The sequence below is a fragment of the Escherichia sp. E10V5 genome, from assembly GCF_004212315.1.
Classification (GTDB): Bacteria; Pseudomonadota; Gammaproteobacteria; order Enterobacterales; family Enterobacteriaceae; genus Escherichia.
The window spans coordinates 1-24,383 of the sequence record NZ_RHJM01000037.1; the positions used below are offsets into that span (position 1 = coordinate 1).

The window sequence follows — 24,383 nt, forward strand, 5'->3', positions numbered from 1 at the left end:
TGAATTACCGATCCACTACAGCCTGTTTGTAGAGTGGTACAAGATGTGGAGTCCGCATCCTTGCTCCCCCGATGTGGGTTCAGGCAGTGTGAGCAAATAAAAAAAGAAATATAAATAAAGCCATCCTGCTGTCAGTGCAGGATGGTTATTCATTATTTTTGTATCACTGAACTTTCATTCATCAGGTCTGCTCAGAAAGTGAATATATGTAGTCAGCGTACCATTGCATCATTTCACGGCGGCCATCGAGATACTGAGCATGGTTATAAGTTCCCCTGATAGCATTTTTATCTACATGGGCTAACTGTGTTTCGATCCACGCTGAATTAAAACCCTGTTCGTGTAAAATGGTGCTCATGGTGTGGCGGAAGCCATGTCCGGTTAGCCTACCTTTATATCCCAGTAACTCAATAACCTGATTAATACTTTCCTTGCTTATAGGCTTGCGAGGATCGTTCCGGCCGATAAACACCAACGAATGATGTTTTGATATTGGCTCAAGCAGCTTAAATAGAGTAATGACTTGTTCTGAAAGCGGCACAATATGAGGACGTTTCATCTTCATCACCTCTGCTGGAATTTCCCACAACTTTGTTTCAAAATTGATATCCTCCCAGCGGGCAAAGCGCAATTCTTGCGTGCGTACGCCAGTTAACATGATGATCTGAGTCGCTGTTTTTGTGATGATACTGCCGGTATAACCTGCCAGATCGTTAAGGAAGTAAGGAAGTTCAGTAGCAGTAAGGAATGGGAAATGCACTTTCTTTGGTGTAGCTAACGCACCGGCAAGATCGGGGGCGGGATTGTAACTCGCTCTGCCAGTAATGATTGCAAAACGGAATACTTCTCCACAGCGTTGACGAACTTTACGCATTTTCTCCAACGCTCCGCGTTTCTCCATTTTACGTAAAGTTTCCAGTAGCTCCATTGGTTTAATATCAGCGATGGGACGTTTGCCAATATAGGGGAAGATGTCTTTTTCAAAGGTGTCAATGATTTCTGCACGGTAGCGTAGGGACCAGCGATCTGCTTTAGACTGATGCCACTCGCGAGCAATGACTTCAAAGGTGTTTTCTGCATTCAGTTTCTGTGCAAGTTTCTCGGCTTTTTTTGCTTCTCCGGGATCTCCACCTGCCGCCAGAATCTTCTTAGCCGCATCACGTTTTTCACGGGCGTCAGCAAGAGAAACATCGGGGTAGACGCCAAAAGCGAGGCGTTTTTCTTTTCCCGCAATGCGATATTTCATGCGCCAGTAGCGTGAGCCATTGGGAGCAACTTCAACGTATAATCCGCCTGCGTCGCTTATGCGATATGCTTTTTCTCTGGGTTTTAATGCGCGTACTTTTGCATCAGTTAACGGCATCTTTGTTTCCTCCTTAATGCAAGAATGTTTTGGTAACCAGAGTTTGTTTGTATGTAAGGGAAAGAGGCAACTTGGTCATTTTGACAGTTAAGTCATTATGTTCTGATAGACTCAGTTGAGAGGGGGCTGTCCTTAGTAACATTGCTCTCTTTCTAGAGTGTTATATGCGCCCGATCGTAACCATTCTTGATTTTTTTGTGCATCCTCTCTTAATTTGATGGCCTTGATTAAACATCACATTCGATGTATGTCGCGGAACGAGATGTTTTTACCCTTTTCCGTCTATTCGACAAGCATTCTGAGTCTGTTGAATTTATGAGCAGAAAACTTTCTGCCGATAGAAAATTTGCAAGGTCTACTATGGGTATCAGATGATGTTATTATTTGATTATAAAGTTTTTTTATTGTTTTGGTGGCATGAACTTTCCTTTCAATATTTAGTTCCCCCAATTATGCCCCCAAAGGTATATTGAAGTATGTTGACTCCTGTTGACCTCAGGATACAAAGAAAGCCTGATATATAAGGGATTAGAAGGGGGGGGTTGACGTCGGGAGAGTTCAGAAGAAGTATTTTGGCGGAAGATCACAGGAGTCGAACCTGCCCGGGACCGCTGGCGGCCCCAACTGGATTTGAAGTCCAGCCGCCTCACCGGAGACGACGATCTTCCGCGCCTCGATTGCTACATGGAGGCGGGGCGCATTATAGCTACTTCCTCGCCTTATCACATCCCCCATCACACTTTTTTCCGCTTCGTTTCGCCTTGCCATGATCCTCTTCACAGAAACTCTCGGCAAATCCATAAGTTACGCTTTGGCACAACCGCGCTCCCAGAAAAAAGAAACGTAAGTTGATAACAAAAAATAGCAATATCCGTATTCTTAAGGATGGTTTACGCCGTGCAATGAGCGGGAACGAACATGGTAATTGGATACTCTACTGTTTGTTATTTATTGAAAAAATGCCGGGTACGGCTGTGTCGTACCCGGTGAGATTGATTTTTACTGCACTGGCTCCGTTGACGTAACTTCGCCACTGGAAACGACGCCAGCATTCATGGTTTGGGTCACTTGCTGTTTTTCAGCGTTCACGGCATGGAGTTGCCCGTTAACCGTGGGTTTTAGTGGTGCATCGGCCTGAATATCGCCGCTGGCGGTAAGCTGAATATTGCCGTCGCCAGTAATCGGTAGCTCTGGCCATCCCCACTGTTGCAGGATATTCACCGGCACACCGCGTCCGTTCAGGCTGATATGAGTCTGGCGCTGCGGCGTTTGTGAAACACTGGCAGTGGCTTCCAGAATGCCTTTCTCGGTAAACGCGCTAAGTTCGCTGATATTCACCGTGCTGCTGTTGGCGGCCAGTGCCAGCGACGGACGGCGAACATCAACACGATTGAACGTCGCGGCGGCGGCATTCAGATTCGCTGTGCCACTCCAGACGCCCCATTGGTGATTGGCAACCAGTGTCAGATTCGCGCCATAGCCATCGAGCGCGGTGAGTTGCCACGGGAAGGCCGGGTCGATATCAATGATCAGGTTGCGGCTGGCGCTAAATCTCTTCAGTTGCAGACTGTTTAACCAGCCGGGTGTTGTTTCCATCCATAACTGTTGCCAGTTTTTTGGCAGGGTATATTCCAGCCCGACAATTGCCGCATCATCGAGGATCAGCGTTTTCCCGTCGCGTTGCCAGTTTCCTGACGTTCTCACCATGCCACCTTCCCAACGGCTGGTAAACTGGCGCAGCGCCACGCCCTGCGGGGAAAATTCTGCGTTCATAATCGGGTCAAACAAATGCAGCGAACCATAAATAAACTCGCTGGCATTCATCGACAGCTTTCCTTCCTGTGTCTGCCAGTCATCTTTACTGAAGGTCATGTTGCGTAAGCTGAGATCGAGATCGGTCACCGCCCAGTCCGGGCCTTGCAGGCGAGCATCTATCACTTCCAGGCGACCAATCTGTAACGAAGGCACAGAGCGCAATGGCGCAAAGAAATCAGTCAGCGATTTTTCGCTTTGCAGACGGATATCCGCCATGCGCAGGTTTTCCACCTGCCAGCTACCGTCGGCGTTACGCTGCGCGTTTCCGGTTAATGTACCGCGCGCGATATCGGCACCCAGATTGGTCAGCGTAACGCGATCGTTATCAATACTGCCTTCAACCAACACATTGGTGGCAGGAACATCATTGAGCGACAGGGAGCCAGCACTGAATTGAATCTGCGCTTTCGTTCCCAACACTTTACCGGCTTCTGGCGACCACGGAATAACGCCGCCATTTACCCGCTGAGCACTTAATTTCCACTCGCTATTTGGGCTATTAAATGCCATATCGCGCAGTTGCAGGCGATCGGCTTTGAACGGTAGCGGGGCGGTCTGGTCGGTGAGATTCAGCGTCCCGTTTTCCAGCAGAATGGTATCGACATGGCGCGGTTCGGTCAGTTGCCGACTACTCAAGGCGATATCAACACTTTTTGCCACCAGGGTCGCGGGCTGTCCATCACGACCAAACGTGACGTTCTCCAGTATGATATGAGACGGCGCGGAAAAGCGGTGATCCATTGCCCCGAAGACCAAATGGTAGTCGCTATTTTCGGAAATCCATGCGCTGATATGCTCCGCACCCCAACGGGTTTGCAGAAGAAAATAGAGGCCAGTTATCACTACGAGTAGCGCGACGAAAATGTAGAGAAGCAGCTTCCCAATAAATTTCATAGTCTTCCATCCCGCGAAATACACATAAGGGAGTTATGCACGATTTACGCGCATTCCTCAAGGCGGGAATGGTGAAAGAGAGTCGCTGCGGCGGTAAAGAAACTTACCGCCGCTAAGTGAATTACGGTTTTTCCGGCGGGAAAATCAGGTTCAGCACAATGGCAGTAATACCGCCAGCGGCAATACCTGAAGAGAGCAGGTTTTTCAGCCAGTCAGGGGCAAATTGCAAAATCAGCGGCTGCTGAGAAACGCCCAGACCGACGGCCAGCGACAGTGCAATAATCAGAATTGCCCGACGGTTCAATGGCTCGCGGGAAACGATGCGTACACCGGATGCGGCGATGGTGCCAAACATCACAAGCGTAGCGCCGCCCAGAACTGGCTCTGGGATGTGTTGCACGAAACCACTCACTGCCGGGAACAGGCCCAGCACGATCAACATCAGCGCCACCACAAAACCGACATAACGGCTGGCAACACCCGTTAACTGAATTACACCGTTGTTCTGTCCGAAGCAGGAGTTCGGGAAGGTGTTAAATACTGCCGAGACAAACGAGTTCAGGCCGTTTGCCAGCACGCCGCCTTTCAGACGTTTCATGTACAGCGGGCCGGAAACCGGCTGTTCGGAAACGTCAGAGGTCGCGGTGATATCGCCAATGGTTTCCAGCGATGTGATCATAAAGACCAGCATCAGCGGCAGCAGTAGGCTCCATTCAATACCAAGACCGTAATAGAGCGGCGTTGGTACCATAATCAGTTCTTGCGTCATCGGTTCGTTGCTTTCTGGCAACATACCCATAAACCACGCCAGCGCATATCCGGCCGCCATCGCAATCACCAGCGAGGCCACGCGTAAGTAAGGGTTACGTTGGCGGTTAAGCAGGATGATTAAGGCTAAGACCACGCCCGCCAGCAGCAGGTTTTTCGGTGCGCCAAAGGTGTTATCGCTCATCGCCGCATAGCCGCCACCAATGGACGTTAATCCAACCTGAATTAGCGACAGGCCGATAATCATCACCACGACGCCAGAAACCAGCGGCGTAATAATGCGGCGCGCCAGATGCAGAACACGGGAGATCACCATCTCCGTGCAACTTGCCAACATCAGGGTACCAAACAGTGCCGCCATCATGGTGGGAACATCAGCACCACCGGTCTTCAGCGCCGTGCCGCCCATAATCAGCGGGGCAACGAAGTTGAAACTGGTCCCCTGAATCGACAACAACCCGGAACCTACCGGCCCCCAGGCTTTAATCTGAATAATCGATGCCACACCGGAGGCAAACAGCGACATACTAATAATGTGTTGTGTGTCCTGTGCCGGTAAACCTAGCGCCTGGCAGATGAGAAGCGCAGGGGTGATAACCGCGACAAACATCGCCAGCAGGTGCTGACAGGCGGCAAACAAGGTTTGAGGAAGCGGCGGACGATCTTCAAGACGGTAAATCAGTTCGCTGTTTTGAGTCTGCGCAACCGGTTGCGCATTTTCTGACTCGAGGGTGGAAACAGACATCGAAAACAATCCCGTGGTAGCAAAACGGGCATTTTAGCTGACCGAAAGGCAAAAGCAAACGTTTGCCATCCATTCTTCTAAATATTTAAATGCGATAAATGCACTTTTTTATATAACTTTTGGTTGTTTTCTGCTTAAAATCCATGCCATTTTTCTATTTTCAGCTGAGAATTCGAACCAGGAAAGCATGACTCGATACTCGTCATATTTCGCCTTACTGCAAATGCGCGATGATGTATGACGAGTATGAAAGAGTGGTGCGGACACAAAGGAGTAACTATGTTTCATCTCGATACTTTAGCAACGCTTGTTGCCGCAACGCTAACGTTGCTGCTCGGGCGAAAGTTGGTCCATTCCGTCTCCTTTTTGAAGAAATACACCATACCTGAACCGGTTGCTGGAGGGCTGCTGGTGGCGCTGGCGCTGTTGGTGCTGAAAAAAAGTATGGGCTGGGAAGTCAACTTTGATATGTCCCTGCGCGATCCGTTGATGCTGGCTTTCTTTGCCACCATCGGCTTGAACGCCAACATTGCCAGCTTACGTGCCGGTGGCCGTGTGGTGGGGATTTTCCTGATTGTGGTTGTTGGTCTGTTGGTGATGCAAAACGCCATCGGTATTGGTATGGCCAGTCTGTTAGGTCTTGATCCGCTGATGGGGCTGTTAGCAGGGTCTATTACGCTTTCTGGCGGTCATGGGACTGGCGCGGCGTGGAGTAAATTGTTTATTGAACGTTATGGCTTCACCAACGCGACGGAAGTAGCGATGGCCTGTGCGACGTTCGGTCTGGTGTTGGGCGGTCTGATTGGTGGCCCAGTGGCGCGTTATCTGGTGAAACACTCCACCACGCCGGACGGTATTCCGGATGACCAGGAAGTCCCGACGGCGTTCGAAAAGCCAGATGTAGGGCGCATGATCACCTCGCTGGTGCTGATTGAAACTATCGCGCTGATTGCTATCTGTCTGACGGTGGGGAAAATTGTTGCGCAACTTTTGGCTGGCACTGCTTTTGAATTACCAACCTTTGTTTGTGTGCTGTTTGTAGGCGTGATTCTGAGCAACGGTCTGTCAATGATGGGCTTTTATCGCGTCTTTGAACGTGCGGTATCGGTGCTGGGTAACGTTAGCCTGTCGTTGTTCCTGGCGATGGCTCTGATGGGCCTGAAGCTGTGGGAACTGGCTTCGCTGGCGCTGCCGATGCTGGCGATTCTGGTGGTACAGACCATCTTCATGGCGTTGTATGCCATCTTCGTCACCTGGCGCATGATGGGCAAAAACTACGATGCGGCGGTGCTGGCTGCGGGTCACTGTGGCTTTGGTCTTGGCGCGACACCAACGGCAATCGCCAACATGCAGGCGATTACTGAACGCTTTGGCCCTTCACATATGGCCTTCCTGGTGGTGCCGATGGTCGGTGCGTTCTTTATCGATATCGTTAACGCCCTGGTGATTAAGCTGTATTTAATGTTGCCGATTTTTGCGGGTTAACCGATGAAGCGGCGGTAGAAGTGCCGCCGCAACAAAGACAAATGCCTGATACGCTTCGCTTATCAAGCCTGCATATTGATTCGCAAATTATTGAATTTGTAGGTTTTTGTAGGACGGATAAGGCGTTCACGCCGCATCCGGCAGGAAGGTAGATCAACCTGAAACGGCGGTCTTCTCACCGCCGCCTTTTACGCATTCGAGTAACGTTCAGTCTCTGGCATCCAGCGTTCTATCAGGGCTTTTGCCTGCTGTGGGTAACGTTCGTGAATATGTCGCGCCAGGCGCTGAACTTCCGGGATCATCGCCTGGTCGCGCAGTAAATCTGCCACTTTAAATTCGGCATTACCCGTCTGACGTGTGCCTAACAGTTCACCCGGTCCGCGTATCTCCAAATCTTTCTGCGCAATCACAAAACCGTCGTTACTGTCACGCAGCACTTGCAGGCGGATTTGCGCCGTTTTGGAGAGCGGTGTTTTGTAGAGCAGGACACAGTGAGAAGCCACCGCGCCACGACCTACACGCCCGCGAAGCTGGTGTAACTGCGCCAGACCCAGACGCTCCGGGTTTTCGATAATCATCAGACTGGCGTTAGGCACATCAACGCCGACTTCAATAACAGTGGTGGCAACCAGCAGGTGTAGCTCACCTTGTTTAAACGATGCCATCACCGCCTGTTTCTCGGCTGGTTTCATCCGCCCGTGCACCAGACCGACATTCAACTCTGGTAGCGCCAGTTTCAACTCTTCCCACGTGGCTTCCGCCGCCTGCGCTTCCAGTAATTCCGATTCTTCAATCAACGTACAAACCCAGTACGCCTGACGGCCTTCCGTTATGCAGGCGTGGCGCACGCGGTCGATAATATCGTTACGGCGCGTATCAGGAATTGCCACTGTCGTCACTGGGGTACGTCCTGGCGGCAGTTCATCAATGACCGAGGTGTCGAGATCGGCATACGCGGTCATTGCCAGCGTGCGGGGGATCGGCGTGGCGGTCATGATCAACTGATGTGGATGGAAGCCTTGCTGCTGGCCTTTCTCCCACAATGCCAGACGCTGATGCACGCCAAAGCGATGCTGTTCGTCGATTATCACCAGCGCCAGGCCGTTAAACTGCACCTGTTCCTGGAAAATGGCATGAGTGCCAACAATCATCTGCACCTGACCGCTGGCGATGGCTTCTTGCTGAGCCAGTCGCGCTTTACCTTTCTGCTTACCGGCGAGCCAGCCCACTTCGATACCGAGCGGTTCAAACCAGTTGCGGAAGTTATTGGCGTGCTGCTCGGCAAGTAACTCGGTTGGCGCCATCAATGCCACCTGTTTACCGTGAGCAATCGCACGCAGCGCGGCGAGGGCGGCAACCAGCGTTTTACCGGAGCCTACATCGCCTTGTACCAGGCGCATCATCGGTACATCGAGCGCCATATCGCGCTCAATCTCCGCCACTACGCGTGCCTGTGCGCCCGTTGGCTTGAACGGTAAGGCGGCGAGGAGTTTATTTTTCAGCGCGTCACTGGCGCTAAGCGGCTGGGCATGGAAACGTTGCGCTCCGGCGCGTAACGCCAGCATGCTAAGGTTGTGCGCCAGCAGTTCTTCCAGAATCAGACGACGTTGCGCCGGATGCTGCCCGGTTTCCAGATCGCTAAGTTGCAGCGTTGGCGGTGGGCGATGCAGAGTGCGCAACGCTTCCGGTAACGTCATCATTCCTTGTGACAGTTCCGGCGGCAGGAGTTCTTCAATTGCGCAGGTGTCGAGCAGATCCAGCGCCTGGTCGGTTAATTTACGCAGCGTCGCCTGCTTTACGCCTTCCGTTGTTGGGTAAACCGGCGTGAGCGTTTCCTGCAACTCTGGCGTACTGAGATCGCCCTGTACGCGGTATTCCGGGTGGATCATCTCCGCGCCATATTTACCGCGCTTTGCTTCGCCATAGGCCAGCACGCGGCGGCCCGTTGCCAGGCTATTTTTCATCGCCGCGCTGAAATTGAAAAAGCGCATGGTGAGAATGCCGGAACCGTCGCTAATCTGGCAGGTCATCATTCGCCGACCGCCGAAGGAGATATTGCAGTTCAGCACTTCGCCTTCCACCGTGGCATAAACGCCCGGCAGTAGCTCACCGATGGGGTAGAGATGGGTGCGATCTTCATAGCGCAGGGGAAGGTGTAATAACAAGTCCTGCACGGTATGCAGATTGATTTTCGCCAGTTTGTTACTTTGCGCTGCGCCCACGCCCGTTAGGGAACTGAGCGGGACAGCATCTAACAGGCGACCTTTCATGGCGCTTACCCTGCGGCCTGCATAGTGGCCCACCAGTTGGCATCAGCTTCAATCTCGCCTTGCTGATTGACATGAGGGTAGGGCAGACCTTTGCGTTTCGCGACTTTCGCCAGCACCGGATAGCCGCCTTCAAATAACAAACGTTGTTGCTCTGCTTCCGGCAACATACTGTTTTCACGCAGATACATGCCTGCGTTTTGCCGCTGGCGCTGGGCTTCGTAAAGAATGAGGGCTGAGGCAACGGAAACATTCAGCGACTGCACCATGCCGATCATCGGAATGATGATGTCCTGATCCGCCAGGGCTAATGCTTCCTGAGTGATGCCCGTTTTCTCCTGACCCATCAAAATACAGGTCGGGCGGGTGTAATCAATTTCGCGGAAATCGACAGCGTTATCAGAAAGATGGGTTGCCAGAATCTGCATGCCCTGGCCTTTCAGATGGGCGACGGCATCGCCAATGGTACGGTGCGTTTTCACCTGTACCCAACTGTTGCTGCCAGCCGCAGCCGAAGCCATAGTGCGCATCCGGCTGCCAGGCCAGACGGCGTGAACTTCATGTACGCCAACGGCATCTGCAGTACGAATAATCGCAGAAACGTTATGGGGTTTGTGGACCTGCTCCATGCAGACGGTCAGATCAGGCTGCCGCCAGGCGAGCATTTCGCAGATACGTGCATAACGTGTTGGGTTCATAAAACATTAATTTCGGTTTCGGGTGACTTTAATCACGTCTGGCATCACGCGGATTTTGCGCATGATATTCGCCAGATGCACACGGTCACGGGCGGTCAGACGAATAAAGGCGCTGTAGACGCGACCATCCTTTTCTTCTGTATTCAAACTTTGAATATTGGAGTTGGTCGTATTGATCGCTGCCGTCAGGTTAGCTAATGCGCCCTGATGATTGAACATCTCCACCTTGATTTCGGTGATGAACTCTTGCGCCGTCTCTTTATCCCATTCCACAGCCATAAATTTCTCTGGCTCTTTCTGGTAGCCACGGATGTTACGACAGGATTCATGGTGGATCACCAGACCTTTACCGGGGCTGACGTGAGCGATAATCGGGTCGCCAGGAATTGGGCGGCAGCATTTCGCAAAGGTGATCAGCACACCATCGGCACCTTTAATTGGCAGATGTCCGTGACTTTGGGTCGCCGGTGGAATGGAAGCGTCCCCATGTTGCAGATTCTTCGCGACCACCACGCTCATCGCGTTGCCAAGACCAATTTCCGCCAGCAGATCGTCAAGCGTAGCCAGCTTCATGCGGTCCAGTTCACGCTGAATATTTTCCTGCGGGATTTCATTGAGCTTACGGCTACCACCCAACGCATGGTTGAGCAGACGACGACCCAGGCTTACAGAATCATCACGCTTGAGGTTTTTCAGCAACTGACGAATTTTGGCGCGCGCTTTCGAGCTGACGACAAAGTTCAGCCACGCGGCATTCGGGCGAGCGCCCGGTGCGGTAATGATTTCAACGGTCTGGCCGCTGGAGAGCGGCTGCGACAGCGGGTAAGGCTGACGGTCGACGCGCGCGCCCACGCAGGCATGACCGATATCGGTATGCACCGCATAAGCGAAGTCGACGGGCGTTGCACCGGCAGGCAGTTCGACAATGCGCCCTTCCGGTGTGAAAACGTAAATCTCATCCGGGAAGAGATCGGATTTAACGCTCTCGATAAATTCAAACGAGCTACCGGCGCTCTGTTGCAGCTCCAGCAGGCTTTGCATCCAGCGCTGGGCGCGGATTTGTGCAGTCGTGCTGGTTTCGCCGTGCTCTTTATAAGCCCAGTGCGCGGCAACACCCATTTCCGCCATCTGATCCATATCTTCGGTGCGGATCTGGACTTCAACCGGCACGCCGTGCGGGCCAATCATCGAGGTGTGCAAAGACTGATAGCCGTTCGCTTTGGGAATGGCGATATAGTCTTTCACGCGACCCGGACGCGGCTTGTACAGGCTGTGCATCTGGCCGAGCACGCGATAACAGGTGTCGGAATCATTGACGATCACGCGGAAGGCGTAGATGTCCATGATCGAGTGAAAACGCTGCTCTTTGAGCACCATTTTGCAGTAGATCGAATAAAGATGCTTTTCGCGACCACTGACGCGGCACGGTATTCCCGCTTCCTGCAAACGCCCTTCGATTTCCGAGAGGATTTTTTGGATCATCTCTTTACGGTTGCCGCGCGCGGCTTTCACCACTTCTTTGATTACGCGATAACGGTTGGGATACAGCGCCTCAAAACCCAGCTCTTCGAGTTCGGTTTTAATGTGGTGGATACCTAAACGGTGCGCCAGCGGGCTGTAGATTTCGAGAGTTTCACGGGCGATGCGGCGACGTTTGTCCGGGCGAAGTGAGCCCAGCGTGCGCATGTTGTGGGTACGGTCTGCGAGTTTGATGAGAATGACGCGGATATCCTGCACCATCGCCATAATCATCTTGCGAAAGTTTTCGGCCTGCGCCTCTTTCTTATCGCGGAACTTGAGCTTATCAAGCTTTGATACTCCCTCTACCAGTTCGGCGACGCTTTTACCAAAAAGCTGTTCCATGTCCTGGTAGGTGGCGGGAGTATCTTCAATCACGTCATGCAGCAGCGCTGCCATTAGCGTTTCATAGTCGAGTTTCATCTCGGCCAGAATGCAGGCAACCGCGACCGGGTGCGTGATATAGGGTTCACCGCTTGAACGTGTTTGCCCCTCGTGAGCATCACGTGCAACGAGATACGCCTGCCGCAGACGTTTGATTTGGTCTTCCGGCAGGTAGTTTTGAATCAGTTGATTCAGGCTTTCAAACAGATACAAGGGCGACCCGCTTTGTGATTAACGACGACCTTCAGCAATAGCGGTAACGGCTTGTAATTCAGCGGCTTCCTGCTCTTGCTGTTCCTGGCGTTCGCGCACGTCGAGGATCTGGTTGTTGATCAGACCTTCTTCGATTTCGCGCAACGCGATTACTGTGGTTTTATCGTTTTCTTCCGGTACCAGCGGATCCTTTCCGCCTACCTGCATCTGACGAGCGCGACGCGCGGCGACCAGTACCAGGTCAAAACGGTTACCAATTTTCTCTACAGCGTCCTGAACAGTTACGCGTGCCATACTTAAAAAGCTCCACAGGTGAAGAAATGACTGGGCATGATACTGAAAGAAGGTTCAGTCTGCCAACAATTTGCTGATTAAAGCGTCATGACGCTGCTTTTGGCGGCTCATGCGCAAGCGTTCGGCGCGAATGATAGTCTTTAGATCACCCAGAGCGGTGTCGAAATCATCATTCACTATTAAATAATCATATTCGGCGTAATGGCTCATTTCTGCAACTGCTTGCGCCATTCGCTTTGCAATGACCTCTTCGCTGTCCTGACCTCGACCCCGTAAACGACGGTCTAACTCAATTTTTGACGGCGGTAGAATAAAGATACTCCGCGCATGCGGCATTTTCTGGCGAATTTGCTGTGCGCCCTGCCAGTCAATATCCAGAAAAACATCCACGCCGCTCGCCAGTACTTGCTCAATGGCCTCGCGTGAAGTGCCATAGTAATTACCGAACACTTCCGCGTGCTCAAGGAATGCATCTCTGCTAATCATCTCTTTAAATTCATCATGATTAACAAAGAAGTAGTGTTCGCCATGTACTTCACCCGGACGCGGTGCGCGCGTGGTGTGTGAAACAGAAACCTGAGTGTCGTATAACGGTTGGGTTTTTAATAAAGCCTGAATCAGGCTGGATTTACCCGCGCCACTGGGGGCAGAAACAATATAAAGAGTGCCTTGAGCCATGAGTATCTTTCGTATGTGATTAAGCGAAATAAAGCCTACATACGGGCTTATTATACACGGCGCGGCCATGTGACGTAGCCCTTGCTCACACTTTTTGCGCAAAGTTGTTGCGTTTTGCGTACCTGTTTCCGCAATTCCCGGTCATTTACTGCAACAAGAACGATTCTCTGGAAGCGTCCTCGTAGACTCCGTTTTTGCCACTCGGCTTTGCATTCATCTCGTTGTATATCTGCCCGCCTGACTACAGCGGAGGTGACGATGAAAGTATGGATTGCAGTGTTAATGAGTATTTTGTGCTGGCAATCATCAGCGAAGGCGGTCTGCCCGGCCTGGTCGCCAGCCAGAGCGCATGAAGAAATCTCCCGCCTACAACAGCAAGTAAAACAGTGGGACGATGATTACTGGAAAAAAGGGAAAAGTGACGTGGAAGATGGGGTTTACGATCAGTTAAGCGCCCGCCTTGCACAGTGGCAACGCTGTTTTGGCGAAGAGACAACGGGTGACGCTATGCCGCCGCCGTTGAGTGGCACGGTTATCCATCCGGTTGCGCATACGGGGGTACGTAAGTTAGCGGATAAAAATGTGCTACGTCTGTGGATGCATGAGCACAGCGATCTTTGGGTACAGCCAAAAGTTGATGGCGTTGCGGTAACACTGGTCTACCGTGATGGAAAACTGATTAAAGCGATCAGTCGTGGCAATGGGCTTAAAGGTGAGGACTGGACGCAGAAAATACGCTTGATTCCTTCTGTACCGCAATCTGTTAGCGGAGCTTTGGCCAACAGCACCCTGCAGGGTGAGATATTTCTCCAGCGTGAGGGGCATATCCAACAACAAATGGGAGGAATGAATGCCCGTTCAAAGGTCGCTGGCATTTTGATGCGCCAGGACAATAGCGACACGCTGCATTCACTGGGCGTGTTTATCTGGGCGTGGCCGGATGGACCACAGTTGATGGCCGAGCGATTACAGCAGCTTGCTACTGCGGGCTTTACTTTGACGCAGAAGTATACCCTTGCGGTGAAAAGCGCAGACGAGGTTGAGCGAGCACGTAATGAGTGGTGGAAAGCGAAATTGCCCTTCGTCACCGATGGCGTGGTGGTGCGAGCGGCTAAGGAAGCCGAATCCCGTCATTGGCTACCGGGTCAGGCGGACTGGCTGATAGCGTGGAAATATCAGCCTGTGGCCCAGGTTACTGAAGTAAACGCGATACAGTTTGCTGTCGGTAAGAGCGGAAAAATCTCGGTGGTGGCGTCACTCGCGCCTGTCATGCTGGATGATAAAAAAGTCCAGCGGGTGAACATTGGTTCCGTCAGACGTTGGCAGGAGTGGGACATTGCACCTGGCGATCAAATCCTTGTGAGTCTTGCCGGTCAGGGTATTCCACGCATTGATGAAGTGGTCTGGCGCGGTGCTGAACGCACAAAACCGACGCCGCCAGAAAACCGTTTTAACGCGTTGACCTGCTACTTTGCTTCTGATGTTTGTCAGGAACAATTTATATCGCGATTAGTTTGGCTGGGATCAAAACAGGTTTTGGGGCTGGAGGGCATCGGTGAATCTGGCTGGCGCTCGCTACATCAGACGCATCGCTTTGAGCATATTTTTTCCTGGCTTTCATTAACGCCAGAGCAATTGCAGCACACGCCGGGGATCGCGAAGAGTAAAGGTGAGCAGTTATGGCATCAGTTTAACCTGGCACGTCAGCAGCCTTTTACTCGCTGGGTGATGGCAATGGGAATACCGTTAACCCAAACGGCGCTTAATGCCAACGACTTCAGCTCCTGGGCGCAACTTTTGCAGAGAAGCGAACAGTATTGGCAGCAACTACCGGGGACAGGGCTGCGTCGTGCAAGTCAGGTTATGGAATGGAAGGATAATGCGCAAATCAAGATGCTGGGCAACTGGCTGGCTGCCCAGCAGATCACAGGTTTTGTGCCTTAGTGACCTTCGTGGCTGTAATAAAAAACCGGTAATCCCAGTTTAAGACGCAGCGCCAGCAAGCGAGCGAAAAAGCCGAATACCAGGGTGGAAATAATCACCACATCATGGTTGGAAACATAGTGTTGCAGCGCGATATACAGCACGGCGGAAGCAAAGGAAACCCCGGCGTACAGCTCTTTCTGGAATACCAGAGGGATGCGTTTACAGAACATATCGCGCAAAACGCCGCCAAACACGCCAGTCGTCACAGCCGCGACAACGGCAATGATCGGGCCGTGTCCCATATCCAGCGCGACCTGTGCGCCAATGATAGAAAAAACCACCAGTCCGAGTGCATCGAGCACCAGAAAGACTTTACGCAGGTAAGGCATCACGGGAGCAACGATAGTGGTGAACACGGCGGCGGTGGCGACGATAATCACATACTCCGGGTGTTTGACCCAGCCAAGCGGATAGTGGCCCAGCAGAATATCGCGCACTGACCCTCCGCCAATTGCGGTGGCGGTCGCAATGATAATTACGCCAAATGTATCCATGCGCCGCCGTCCGGCCGCCAGCGCCCCTGTCATGGCTTCGGCAGTAATGCCAACCAAATACAAAATGTGTAACAGCATGGTTTTCCCCCTAAAAATCTGCCTGGCAGGGTAGCGACTTGTGTGCATTGTCACGATTGAGATTTTTTAAGGAGAGAATGGATTGATAATTTGTAGTTATGTGAAATTGCTATTTTCTGTAGCAGGAATGCATTTTTCTGATTTTGTGATAAGTAAAATGCATTAGAAAAAGTATGGAGTAAATAAATATGAGGACGAAACTATATGCGTAGCGCCGCTGTAATTAACAACGGCCTACGGAGATATGTCGCTTACTCGATGTTCTGAATCTGCTCGCGCATTTGCTCGATCAACACTTTCAGCTCGATGGCGGAGTTTGTCACTTCGGCATTGATAGATTTCGACGCAAGAGTGTTCGACTCGCGGTTGAACTCCTGCATCATAAAGTCCAGACGACGGCCAACCGCTTCTTTTTTCTTCAGAATGTTGTACGTCTCTTTAACATGCGCTTCGAGGCGGTCCAGCTCTTCGGCAACGTCAATTCGTTGTGCCAGCAGAACCAACTCCTGCTCCAGACGGTTGTTTTCCAGTTGCACCTGGGCGTCTTCCAGCTTCGCTACCAGACGCTCACGCTGCCATTGCAGGATTTCCGGCATATGGGCGCGGACTTTGACCACTTCGGCGGTGACGCCTTCCAGACGCTGCTCGATCAATGCTTTCAGCGCCTGACCTTCGGTTTCACGCGCGATGATAAAGTCGTCCAGGGTGCCATCCAACGCCGCAAGAATTTCAGCAGCAATGGCGTCGAGATCCTGCTCCTGAGCTGCCATCACGCCTGGCCAGCGCAGAATATCAACCGGGTTGATTTCCCCTTCGTCGCTCTGCATTTTTACCCAGTTCGCAGCAGTTACCAGCTGTTTAGCCAGTTTTTCGTTGAGGATCAGCTCACCTTGCGCGCTGACATCTGGCTCATAGCGCAGGGTACATTCCACTTTACCGCGCGTCAGGCGAGAACGAATACGCTCGCGAACGACAGGTTCAAGGCTACGGAACTGCTCCGGCAGACGAAAGTAAGTTTCCAGATAACGCTGGTTTACCGAGCGCATTTCCCAGGTTGCGCTCCCCCATTCACCCTTGATTTCACGCCGGGCGTAGGCGGTCATACTGCGGATCATAGACGTTCCTGTTTATAAAAGGAGAGGTGGAAGGATTATAGCCATCGATGCCTTGTCAGGATAGGAATAACCGCCGGAAGTCCGTATAATGCGCAGCCACATTTGTTTCAAGCCGGAGATTTCAATATGCGTCCAGCAGGCCGTAGCAATAATCAGGTGCGTCCCGTTACCCTGACTCGTAACTATACAAAACATGCAGAAGGCTCGGTGCTGGTCGAATTTGGCGATACCAAAGTGTTGTGTACCGCCTCTATTGAAGAAGGCGTGCCGCGCTTCCTGAAAGGTCAGGGCCAGGGCTGGATCACCGCAGAATACGGTATGCTGCCGCGTTCTACTCATACCCGTAATGCCCGTGAAGCGGCGAAAGGTAAGCAGGGCGGCCGCACGATGGAAATCCAGCGTCTGATCGCTCGTGCATTGCGCGCCGCAGTAGATTTGAAAGCCCTCGGTGAGTTTACTATTACGCTGGATTGCGACGTACTTCAGGCCGATGGCGGCACCCGCACTGCTTCTATCACCGGTGCTTGTGTTGCACTAGCCGATGCCCTGAATAAACTGGTTGAAAATGGCAAGCTGAAAACCAATCCAATGAAAGGGATGGTTGCCGCGGTTTCTGTCGGTATTGTTAACGGCGAAGCGATTTGCGATCTGGAATACGTTGAAGACTCAGCGGCTGAAACGGACATGAACGTGGTGATGACCGAAGACGGGCGCATCATTGAAGTGCAGGGAACGGCAGAAGGTGAACCGTTCACCCACGAAGAGCTACTCACCTTGTTGGCCTTGGCTCGAGGGGGAATCGAATCCATTGTAGCGACGCAGAAGGCGGCGCTGGAAAACTGATTTTTAAGGCGACTGATGAGTCGCCTTTTTTTTGTCTGTAGAAAAGTAAGATGAGGAGCGAAGGCATGAAACCATATCAGCGCCAGTTTATTGAATTTGCGCTTAGCAAGCAGGTGTTAAAGTTTGGCGAGTTTACGTTGAAATCCGGGCGCAAAAGCCCCTATTTCTTCAACGCCGGGCTGTTTAATACCGGGCGCGACCTGGCACTGTTAGGCCGTTTTTACGCTGAAGCATTGGTGGATTCCGGCATTGAGTTCGATCTGCTGTTTGGCCCTGCTTACAAAGGGATCCCGATTGCCACCACAACCGCCGTGGCGCTGGCGGAGCATCATGACCTGGACCTGCCGTACTGCTTTAACCGCAAAGAAGCAAAAGATCACGGTGAAGGCGGCAATCTGGTTGGTAGCGCGTTACAAGGGCGTGTGATGCTGGTGGATGATGTCATCACCGCCGGGACGGCGATTCGCGAGTCGATGGAAATTATTCAGGCCAATGGCGCGACGCTTGCTGGCGTGCTGATTTCGCTCGATCGTCAGGAACGGGGTCGCGGAGAAATTTCGGCGATTCAGGAAGTTGAGCGTGATTACAACTGCAAGGTGATCTCTATCATCACCCTGAAAGACTTGATTGCCTACCTGGAAGAGAAGCCAGAAATGGCGGAACATCTGGCGGCGGTTAAGGCCTATCGCGAAGAGTTTGGCGTTTAAAAATATGTGCTGCGCAGGGTTTTTGCTGTGCGCAGCGTGATGCGCTTTAAGATATCGTGTTAATCTGCTTTCGCCAGCAGTGGCAATAGCGTTTCCGGCCTTTTGTCCGGGAGGGTCGGCGAGTCGCCGACTTAACGCCAGTAGTATGTCCATATACCCAAAGCCGCTTCATTGTACTTAAGTACGCTTCGCGTACGTCGCGCTGACGCGCTCAGTACAGTTACGCGCCTTAGGGATGGTTTGATGGTATTGCCGCTGTTGGCGCCTCTTTTGGCCGCCGTGATGTGGGATGCTACCCGGATAACCCTTCTGGCGCTCGATTTGTTCGGCTCGCCGGGCTGGAGTGCCGATAAAGAAATACAGCGGCTGTATGCGCTCAGTAATCATGTCGGACGCCATTACCGATGCATTATTCTTTCTAAGCGCCACGGTGGTCAGCGGATGCTGCTAGCCCCTGATTACTTGCTCAAAACCGTACAGCGCAACATTCTTAAGAACGTACTTTCACGATTTCCGCTTTCCCCTTTTGCTACCGCCTACCGGCCAGGTTGCCCAATCGTCAGCAACGCGCAGCCTCACTGCCAACAGTCGCAGATCCTGAAACTCGATATCGAAAACTTTTTCGATAGTATTAGCTGGTTACAGGTCTGGCGTGTGTTTGGACTGGCCCAGTTGCCACGCAATGTGGTAACCATACTGACCTGGCTTTGTTGCTATAACGACGCGTTACCGCAGGGGGCGCCAACTTCGCCTGCCATTTCCAATCTTGTGATGCGCCGTTTTGATGAGTGCATTGGGGCATGGTGCCAGACACGAGGAATTATCTATACCCGCTACTGCGATGACATGACCTTTTCAGGTCACTTCAATGCCCGTCAGGTTAAAAATAAAGTGTGCGGATTGTTAGCGGAGCTGGGCCTGAGCCTCAATCAACGCAAAAGCTGCCTGGTCGCGGCCTGTAAGCGCCAGCAGGTAACCGGGATTGTTGTTAATCACAAACCACAGCTTGCCCGTGAAGCGCGCCGGGCGCTGCGTCAGGAGGTGCATTTGTGCCAAAAATATGGCGTTATTTCGCATCTTAGTCATCGTGGTGAACTTGATCCTTCTGGCGATCTCCACGCACAGGCAACGGCGTATCTGTATGCTTTGCAGGGAAGAATAAACTGGTTATTGCAAATCAACCCTGAGGATGAGGCCTTTAAACAGGCGAGGGAAAGTGTAAAGCGAATGCTGGTGGCATGGTAAGAAAAGCGTCAGGCAGACGTTTCTGCCTGAACGTTTAGGGGAGAATTACTGCAACTGTGCAGCAATTAGTGGCCAGCGGGCGTCAAAATCATCCGTCGGGCGGTATTTAAACTCGCTGCGGACAAATCGTGACAGCATACCTTCACAAAATGCCAGCAACTGGCTTGCCAGCAGCGTTTCATCGGTGGTGTAACCTTCACCCTCACGCATTCTCTTTTCACGCAATACCTGACGCAACTGCGCTTCAATACGCTCGAACAGTTGGTTGATGCGCCCTTGCAGGCGGTCTTGTTCAAACATCAGCGCATGCCCGGTAAGGATGCGGGTCAGGCCAGGATTACGCTCACCAAAACCGAGGAGCAACAACACAATCAGACGTAGGCGCGTTGTGGTGTCCTTCTCATCTTTCAGAATCAGATTGATGCGAGTAATCAGGCTATCTTCGATAAACTCAATCAGGCTATCGAACATGCGGGTTTTACTGGGGAAGTGGCGATACAGAGCCGCTTCGGAAACGCCGACGGAGGCGGCCAGTTTCGCTGTCGTGATACGTTGGCTTCCATCGCTGGATTCCAGCATCAGCGCCAGAGACTGAAGTATTTCTTCGCGACGGTTCCTTTTCGCAGTTTGTTTTTCTGCCATGTTACAAAATACCCCTGAAAATAAGCACTTGCCAGGCGGCACCCACGCTATGACCGCAAACGAAATGTTTGCGGCAATGTTATGACGTTATTCGGATGCGTATGTGTTACTGACGACCAGAGTGACCAAAGCCGCCTTCACCGCGGTCGGTGGCGTCAAAATCTTCCACCAGATTAAATTCGGCCTGTACCACCGGAACAAAAATCATCTGCGCGATACGTTCGCCTGGTTGAATGGTGAAGCTGTCCTGGCCACGGTTCCACACGGAAATCATCAACTGGCCCTGATAGTCAGAATCGATCAATCCTACCAGGTTGCCGAGCACGATACCGTGCTTATGTCCCAATCCGGAGCGCGGCAGCATCATCGCCGCCAGTGAAGGGTCGGCAATATGAATCGCCAACCCGGTAGGTACCAGGGTGGTGTCGCCCGGCGCCAGTTCTACGGCGTCGTCGAGACAGGCGCGCAGGTCAAGTCCGGCAGAACCAGAAGTGGCATAAGTCGGGAGCGGAAATTCCTTCCCAACGCGCGGGTCCAGAATCTTAACGTCGATTTTTTTCATCATAACGGGTCACGATCTCGTCGAGTAATAATTGGCCAAGGAGCTCTTTGCGCTCAAGCGGTAAGACTTTATCTCCGTCTTGCCAGAAAAGGTGTAATGCATTGCTGTCGCTGTTAAATCCTTGAGTTGGCCGGGAAACATCGTTCGCGCAGATCAGATCAAGGTTTTTACGAATACGTTTTTGCCGGGCGTATTCTTCCACATTATTTGTTTCGGCCGCAAATCCAACAACATAAGGCCTTTGGTCTTTTAGTGCGGCAACTCCAGCGACGATATCAGGGTTTTTGACCATTTTTATTGTTAATTCATCCCCCTGAGTCGCCTGCTTTTTGATTTTTTCACTGGCGACAGCGGCTGCGCGATAATCAGCCACGGCGGCGCAACCGATAAAAATATTTTGCTGCTGTACAGAGGCCTTCACAGCGGCTTCCATCTCCAGTGCGGTCATCACATCAACACGTTTAACAAACGGCGGTGTCGGTAGCGAAACCGGTCCGGAAACCAGTGTAACGTTCGCTCCGCGACGGGCAGCGGCTGCGGCGATAGCAAAGCCCATCTTGCCGGAGCTGTGATTAGAGATATAACGCACGGGATCGAGCGGTTCACGCGTCGGGCCGGCGGTAATCATAATATTCAGATGTTTCAGGTCGTTGACGGGCGAAAAATGTGCGACAGCCATATCCACAATGGTTAATGGATCGAGCATTCGCCCAGGGCCGATATCACCACAGGCCTGACTGCCGCTATCTGGCCCCCAGATCAGTAAACCACGTGAGGCAAGTACCTCTAAATTATGTTGGGTAGCCGCAGCACGATACATCTGCTGGTTCATGGCTGGCAGTACGGCAACAGGCGCAGGCGTGGCCAGGCAAATCGTTGACACCAGATCATTCGCCATCCCGGCAGCTACGCGGGCAATCAAATCAGCGGTGGCTGGGGCGAGAATCACTAAATCAGCCCATTTACCCAGCTCAATATGACCCATAGCCGCCTCGGCTGCTGGATCCAGCAGACTATCGGAAACGGGATACCCAGAAACCGCCTGCAAGCTAAGTGGGGTGATAAAGGCTTTTGCCGCTTCGGTCATGGCTACGCGGACGTCTGCTCCGCGATCGCGCAAACGACGCACCAGCTCAGGGGTTTTATAGGCAGCAATACCGCCGCTGACGCCGAGAACGATTTTTTTACCGGCCAGGCTCATGATGATTTTTCCTGTAGGGAGACACCAGAAGTTGGCGATTTTATCACAATACTTTTGTTGTCGTGCTTTCACCTGAGAATCACTTTGCGAGGCGCTTTCCAGGATTGAAAACTGGCCGTCGATTTAACCAAACGACTATGACAGGATCCGCCCTCCACAAAGGAGGTGAAGGTGAAAAGCAATGTAGAATTGTTGATGCCACGCGAAAAAATGCTGAAGTTGGGCATTGGCGCGTTAACGGATGTTGAACTGCTGGCGTTATTTCTGCGTACGGGTACGCGCGGTAAGGATGTGTTAACCCTGGCGAAAGAGATGCTGGAGAATTTTGGGTCGCTTTACGGCTTGTTATCCTCTGAATATGAACAATTTAGTAGCGTTCATGGAATTGGTGTGGCGAAATTCGCCCAGTTAAAGGGAGTTGCGGAACTGGCGCGGCGTTACTACAACGTGCGGATGCGCGAAGAAAGCCCGTTGCTCAGCCCGGAGATGACGAGGGAGTTTTTACAAAGCCAACTTACGGGAGAGGAACGAGAGATCTTTATGGTGATCTTTCTCGATTCCCAACACCGGGTCCTTACTCACAGCCGACTCTTTTCCGGCACGTTAAATCATGTGGAAGTCCATCCACGAGAAATTATTCGTGAAGCGATAAAAATAAACGCCTCGGCGCTGATCCTTGCCCATAATCACCCTTCTGGTTGTGCTGAACCCAGTAAAGCGGATAAACTCATTACCGAACGGATAATAAAAAGTTGTCAGTTCATGGATTTACGCGTGCTCGACCATATCGTGATTGGGCGTGGAGAATATGTTTCTTTTGCCGAACGCGGCTGGATTTAATCCGCTATGCGCGATCCTTCGGGATCTTTGTCTGTTCGGGACTTGAGCACATCGCCGAGTCAGCGTATACTACGCCACCTTTGAGAATCTCGGGTTTGGCATTTGGGCCTGGCAATCGAGAGTTCACATAGAACTGCGATGACCGGGCTGTAAAGCCTGACGAGGCGCCAATACCCCATACGAAGCTCGAGCTAATTTGATTTTTGGAGAATAGACATGTCCCGAGTCTGCCAAGTTACTGGCAAGCGTCCGGTGACCGGTAACAACCGTTCCCACGCACTGAACGCGACTAAACGCCGTTTCCTGCCGAACCTGCACTCTCACCGTTTCTGGGTTGAGAGCGAGAAGCGTTTTGTCACCCTGCGCGTATCTGCTAAAGGTATGCGTGTAATCGATAAAAAAGGCATCGATACAGTTCTGGCTGAACTGCGTGCCCGTGGCGAAAAGTACTAAGTACTTAGAGGAAATAAATCATGGCTAAAGGTATTCGTGAGAAAATCAAGCTGGTTTCTTCTGCTGGTACTGGTCACTTCTATACCACTACGAAGAACAAACGTACTAAGCCGGAAAAACTGGAACTGAAAAAATTCGATCCAGTTGTTCGCCAGCACGTGATCTACAAAGAAGCGAAAATCAAATAATTTTCGCTTTGATGTAACGAAAAACCTCGCTACGGCGGGGTTTTTTGTTATCTGCCTGCCCCCATATTGACTGCATCTGTTCATTCCTGGAGATGCTATGCCTGAATTACCCGAAGTTGAAACCAGCCGTCGCGGCATAGAACCGCATCTCGTTGGTGCAACCATTCTTCATGCGGTGGTGCGCAACGGACGCTTGCGCTGGCCGGTTTCGGAAGAAATCTACCGTTTAAGCGACCAACCAGTGCTAAGTGTTCAGCGGCGTGCTAAATATCTGCTGCTGGAGCTGCCTGAGGGCTGGATTATCATTCACCTGGGCATGTCTGGCAGTTTGCGCATACTTACGGAAGACCTTCCCCCTGAAAAGCATGATCATGTTGATTTGGTGATGAGCAACGGTAAAGTGCTGCGCTACACCGATCCGCGCCGCTTTGGTGCCTGGCTGTGGACCAAAGAGCTGGAAGGGCACAACGTGCTGGTCCATCTTGGACCGGAGCCGCTTAGCGACGATTTCAACGGTGAGTACCTGCATCAGAAGTGCGCGAAGAAAAAGACGGCGATTAAGCCCTGGCTGATGGATAACAAACTGGTGGTAGGCGTAGGGAATATCTATGCCAGCGAATCTCTGTTTGCGGCGGGGATCCATCCGGATCGGCTGGCGTCATCACTGTCGCTGGCAGAGTGTGAATTGTTAGCTCGGGTGATCAAAGCGGTGTTGCTGCGCTCGATTGAGCAGGGTGGTACAACGCTGAAAGATTTTCTGCAAAGTGATGGTAAACCGGGCTATTTCGCGCAGGAATTGCAGGTTTACGGGCGAAAAGGTGAGCCGTGTCGGGTGTGCGGTACGCCGATTGTGGCGTCTAAACATGCGCAGCGGGCAACGTTTTATTGCAAGCACTGCCAGAAATAA

At 52.0% G+C, this 24,383-nt stretch carries 22 protein-coding genes and 1 tRNA gene; 9 read left to right on the plus strand and 14 right to left on the minus strand.

The annotated features are described in order from the left end of the window. Positions 1–181: 181 nt before the first annotated feature. From D9738_RS21640 to xanP, 4 genes are all read right to left on the minus strand, one after another. Positions 182–1,363 (minus strand): integrase arm-type DNA-binding domain-containing protein, encoded by a 1,182-nt coding sequence (locus D9738_RS21640; protein WP_130261158.1) that lies wholly within the window; start codon positions 1,361–1,363, stop codon positions 182–184. A 573-nt stretch (positions 1,364–1,936) separates the two neighbouring features. Further along, positions 1,937–2,031 (minus strand) — tRNA-Sec (locus tag D9738_RS21645). 331 nt (positions 2,032–2,362) lie between these two features. Further along, a complete protein-coding gene (locus D9738_RS21650; protein ID WP_130261159.1) occupies positions 2,363–4,072 on the minus strand; it encodes an AsmA family protein in 1,710 nt (569 codons plus the stop codon). A gap of 121 nt (positions 4,073–4,193) precedes the next feature. Next, positions 4,194–5,585: a xanthine/proton symporter XanP gene (xanP, locus tag D9738_RS21655; RefSeq protein ID WP_130261160.1), complete on the minus strand. Its 1,392-nt coding sequence runs from the start codon at positions 5,583–5,585 to the stop codon at positions 4,194–4,196. A 279-nt stretch (positions 5,586–5,864) separates the two neighbouring features. On the opposite strand from xanP, the gene gltS reads away from it, so the two are divergent. Continuing rightward, positions 5,865–7,070, plus strand: a complete 1,206-nt coding sequence (gene gltS / locus D9738_RS21660) for a sodium/glutamate symporter (RefSeq protein ID WP_130206745.1) — start codon at positions 5,865–5,867, stop codon at positions 7,068–7,070. 188 nt (positions 7,071–7,258) lie between these two features. Here the strand turns inward: gltS and recG are convergent, their stop codons facing one another. Genes recG through gmk form a run of 5 tightly spaced genes read right to left on the minus strand, consistent with a single transcriptional unit; the run spans position 7,259 to position 13,122 of the window. Next, entirely contained in the window at positions 7,259–9,340 is a 2,082-nt protein-coding gene (gene recG / locus D9738_RS21665; RefSeq protein ID WP_130261161.1) for an ATP-dependent DNA helicase RecG, read from the minus strand. A 5-nt stretch (positions 9,341–9,345) separates the two neighbouring features. Then, entirely contained in the window at positions 9,346–10,035 is a 690-nt protein-coding gene (gene trmH / locus D9738_RS21670) for a tRNA (guanosine(18)-2'-O)-methyltransferase TrmH (RefSeq protein WP_130261162.1), read from the minus strand. Between the two features lie 6 nt (positions 10,036–10,041). Further along, positions 10,042–12,150, minus strand: a complete 2,109-nt coding sequence (gene spoT, locus D9738_RS21675) for a bifunctional GTP diphosphokinase/guanosine-3',5'-bis pyrophosphate 3'-pyrophosphohydrolase (protein ID WP_130206741.1) — start codon at positions 12,148–12,150, stop codon at positions 10,042–10,044. Between the two features lie 18 nt (positions 12,151–12,168). After that, positions 12,169–12,444, minus strand: a complete 276-nt coding sequence (rpoZ, locus tag D9738_RS21680) for a DNA-directed RNA polymerase subunit omega (protein ID WP_000135058.1) — start codon at positions 12,442–12,444, stop codon at positions 12,169–12,171. Positions 12,445–12,498: 54 nt separating this feature from the next. Then, positions 12,499–13,122, minus strand: coding sequence for a guanylate kinase (gmk, locus tag D9738_RS21685; RefSeq protein WP_010344504.1), 624 nt, complete (start codon positions 13,120–13,122; stop codon positions 12,499–12,501). A gap of 258 nt (positions 13,123–13,380) precedes the next feature. On the opposite strand from gmk, the gene ligB reads away from it, so the two are divergent. After that, on the plus strand, positions 13,381–15,066 hold the full coding sequence (gene ligB, locus D9738_RS21690; protein WP_130261163.1) for an NAD-dependent DNA ligase LigB: 1,686 nt from the start codon (positions 13,381–13,383) through the stop codon (positions 15,064–15,066). On the opposite strand, the gene D9738_RS21695 is transcribed toward ligB, so the two are convergent. Both D9738_RS21695 and D9738_RS21700 read right to left on the minus strand, forming a co-directional pair. Then, the gene (locus D9738_RS21695; protein WP_064526048.1) at positions 15,063–15,680 is read right to left on the minus strand and encodes a trimeric intracellular cation channel family protein; all 618 of its coding nucleotides are present in this window, start codon (positions 15,678–15,680) and stop codon (positions 15,063–15,065) included. The genes ligB and D9738_RS21695 overlap by 4 nt on opposite strands. Before the next feature lie 251 nt (positions 15,681–15,931). After that, positions 15,932–16,795, minus strand: a complete 864-nt coding sequence (locus D9738_RS21700; protein WP_000621326.1) for a YicC/YloC family endoribonuclease — start codon at positions 16,793–16,795, stop codon at positions 15,932–15,934. Between the two features lie 126 nt (positions 16,796–16,921). On the opposite strand from D9738_RS21700, the gene rph reads away from it, so the two are divergent. The 3 genes from rph (at position 16,922) to D9738_RS21715 (ending at position 19,590) form a co-directional block, all read left to right on the plus strand. Next, a complete protein-coding gene (gene rph / locus D9738_RS21705) occupies positions 16,922–17,638 on the plus strand; it encodes a ribonuclease PH (RefSeq protein ID WP_130206735.1) in 717 nt (238 codons plus the stop codon). Positions 17,639–17,703: 65 nt separating this feature from the next. Next, on the plus strand, positions 17,704–18,345 hold the full coding sequence (gene pyrE / locus D9738_RS21710; RefSeq protein WP_000806177.1) for an orotate phosphoribosyltransferase: 642 nt from the start codon (positions 17,704–17,706) through the stop codon (positions 18,343–18,345). 243 nt (positions 18,346–18,588) lie between these two features. Then, positions 18,589–19,590: a reverse transcriptase family protein gene (locus D9738_RS21715; protein ID WP_240780608.1), complete on the plus strand. Its 1,002-nt coding sequence runs from the start codon at positions 18,589–18,591 to the stop codon at positions 19,588–19,590. 45 nt (positions 19,591–19,635) lie between these two features. Here the strand turns inward: D9738_RS21715 and slmA are convergent, their stop codons facing one another. The 3 genes from slmA to coaBC all read right to left on the minus strand — a co-directional run bounded on the left by slmA (position 19,636) and on the right by coaBC (position 21,995). Beyond that, the gene (gene slmA / locus D9738_RS21720; protein ID WP_130206731.1) at positions 19,636–20,232 is read right to left on the minus strand and encodes a nucleoid occlusion factor SlmA; all 597 of its coding nucleotides are present in this window, start codon (positions 20,230–20,232) and stop codon (positions 19,636–19,638) included. A 106-nt stretch (positions 20,233–20,338) separates the two neighbouring features. Then, complete coding sequence (gene dut / locus D9738_RS21725) at positions 20,339–20,797, minus strand: dUTP diphosphatase (RefSeq protein WP_000976070.1); 459 nt, start codon at positions 20,795–20,797, stop codon at positions 20,339–20,341. Beyond that, positions 20,775–21,995, minus strand: coding sequence for a bifunctional phosphopantothenoylcysteine decarboxylase/phosphopantothenate--cysteine ligase CoaBC (coaBC, locus tag D9738_RS21730; protein ID WP_130215156.1), 1,221 nt, complete (start codon positions 21,993–21,995; stop codon positions 20,775–20,777). Before coaBC ends, dut begins: the two co-directional genes overlap by 23 nt. A 171-nt stretch (positions 21,996–22,166) precedes the next feature. On the opposite strand from coaBC, the gene radC reads away from it, so the two are divergent. The 4 genes from radC to mutM all read left to right on the plus strand — a co-directional run bounded on the left by radC (position 22,167) and on the right by mutM (position 24,383). Beyond that, entirely contained in the window at positions 22,167–22,835 is a 669-nt protein-coding gene (gene radC, locus D9738_RS21735; protein ID WP_130261164.1) for a DNA repair protein RadC, read from the plus strand. A 216-nt stretch (positions 22,836–23,051) separates the two neighbouring features. Then, complete coding sequence (gene rpmB / locus D9738_RS21740) at positions 23,052–23,288, plus strand: 50S ribosomal protein L28 (RefSeq protein WP_000091955.1); 237 nt, start codon at positions 23,052–23,054, stop codon at positions 23,286–23,288. 20 nt (positions 23,289–23,308) lie between these two features. Further along, on the plus strand, positions 23,309–23,476 hold the full coding sequence (gene rpmG, locus D9738_RS21745; protein ID WP_001051798.1) for a 50S ribosomal protein L33: 168 nt from the start codon (positions 23,309–23,311) through the stop codon (positions 23,474–23,476). Positions 23,477–23,573: 97 nt separating this feature from the next. Beyond that, entirely contained in the window at positions 23,574–24,383 is an 810-nt protein-coding gene (mutM, locus tag D9738_RS21750) for a bifunctional DNA-formamidopyrimidine glycosylase/DNA-(apurinic or apyrimidinic site) lyase (protein WP_130261165.1), read from the plus strand.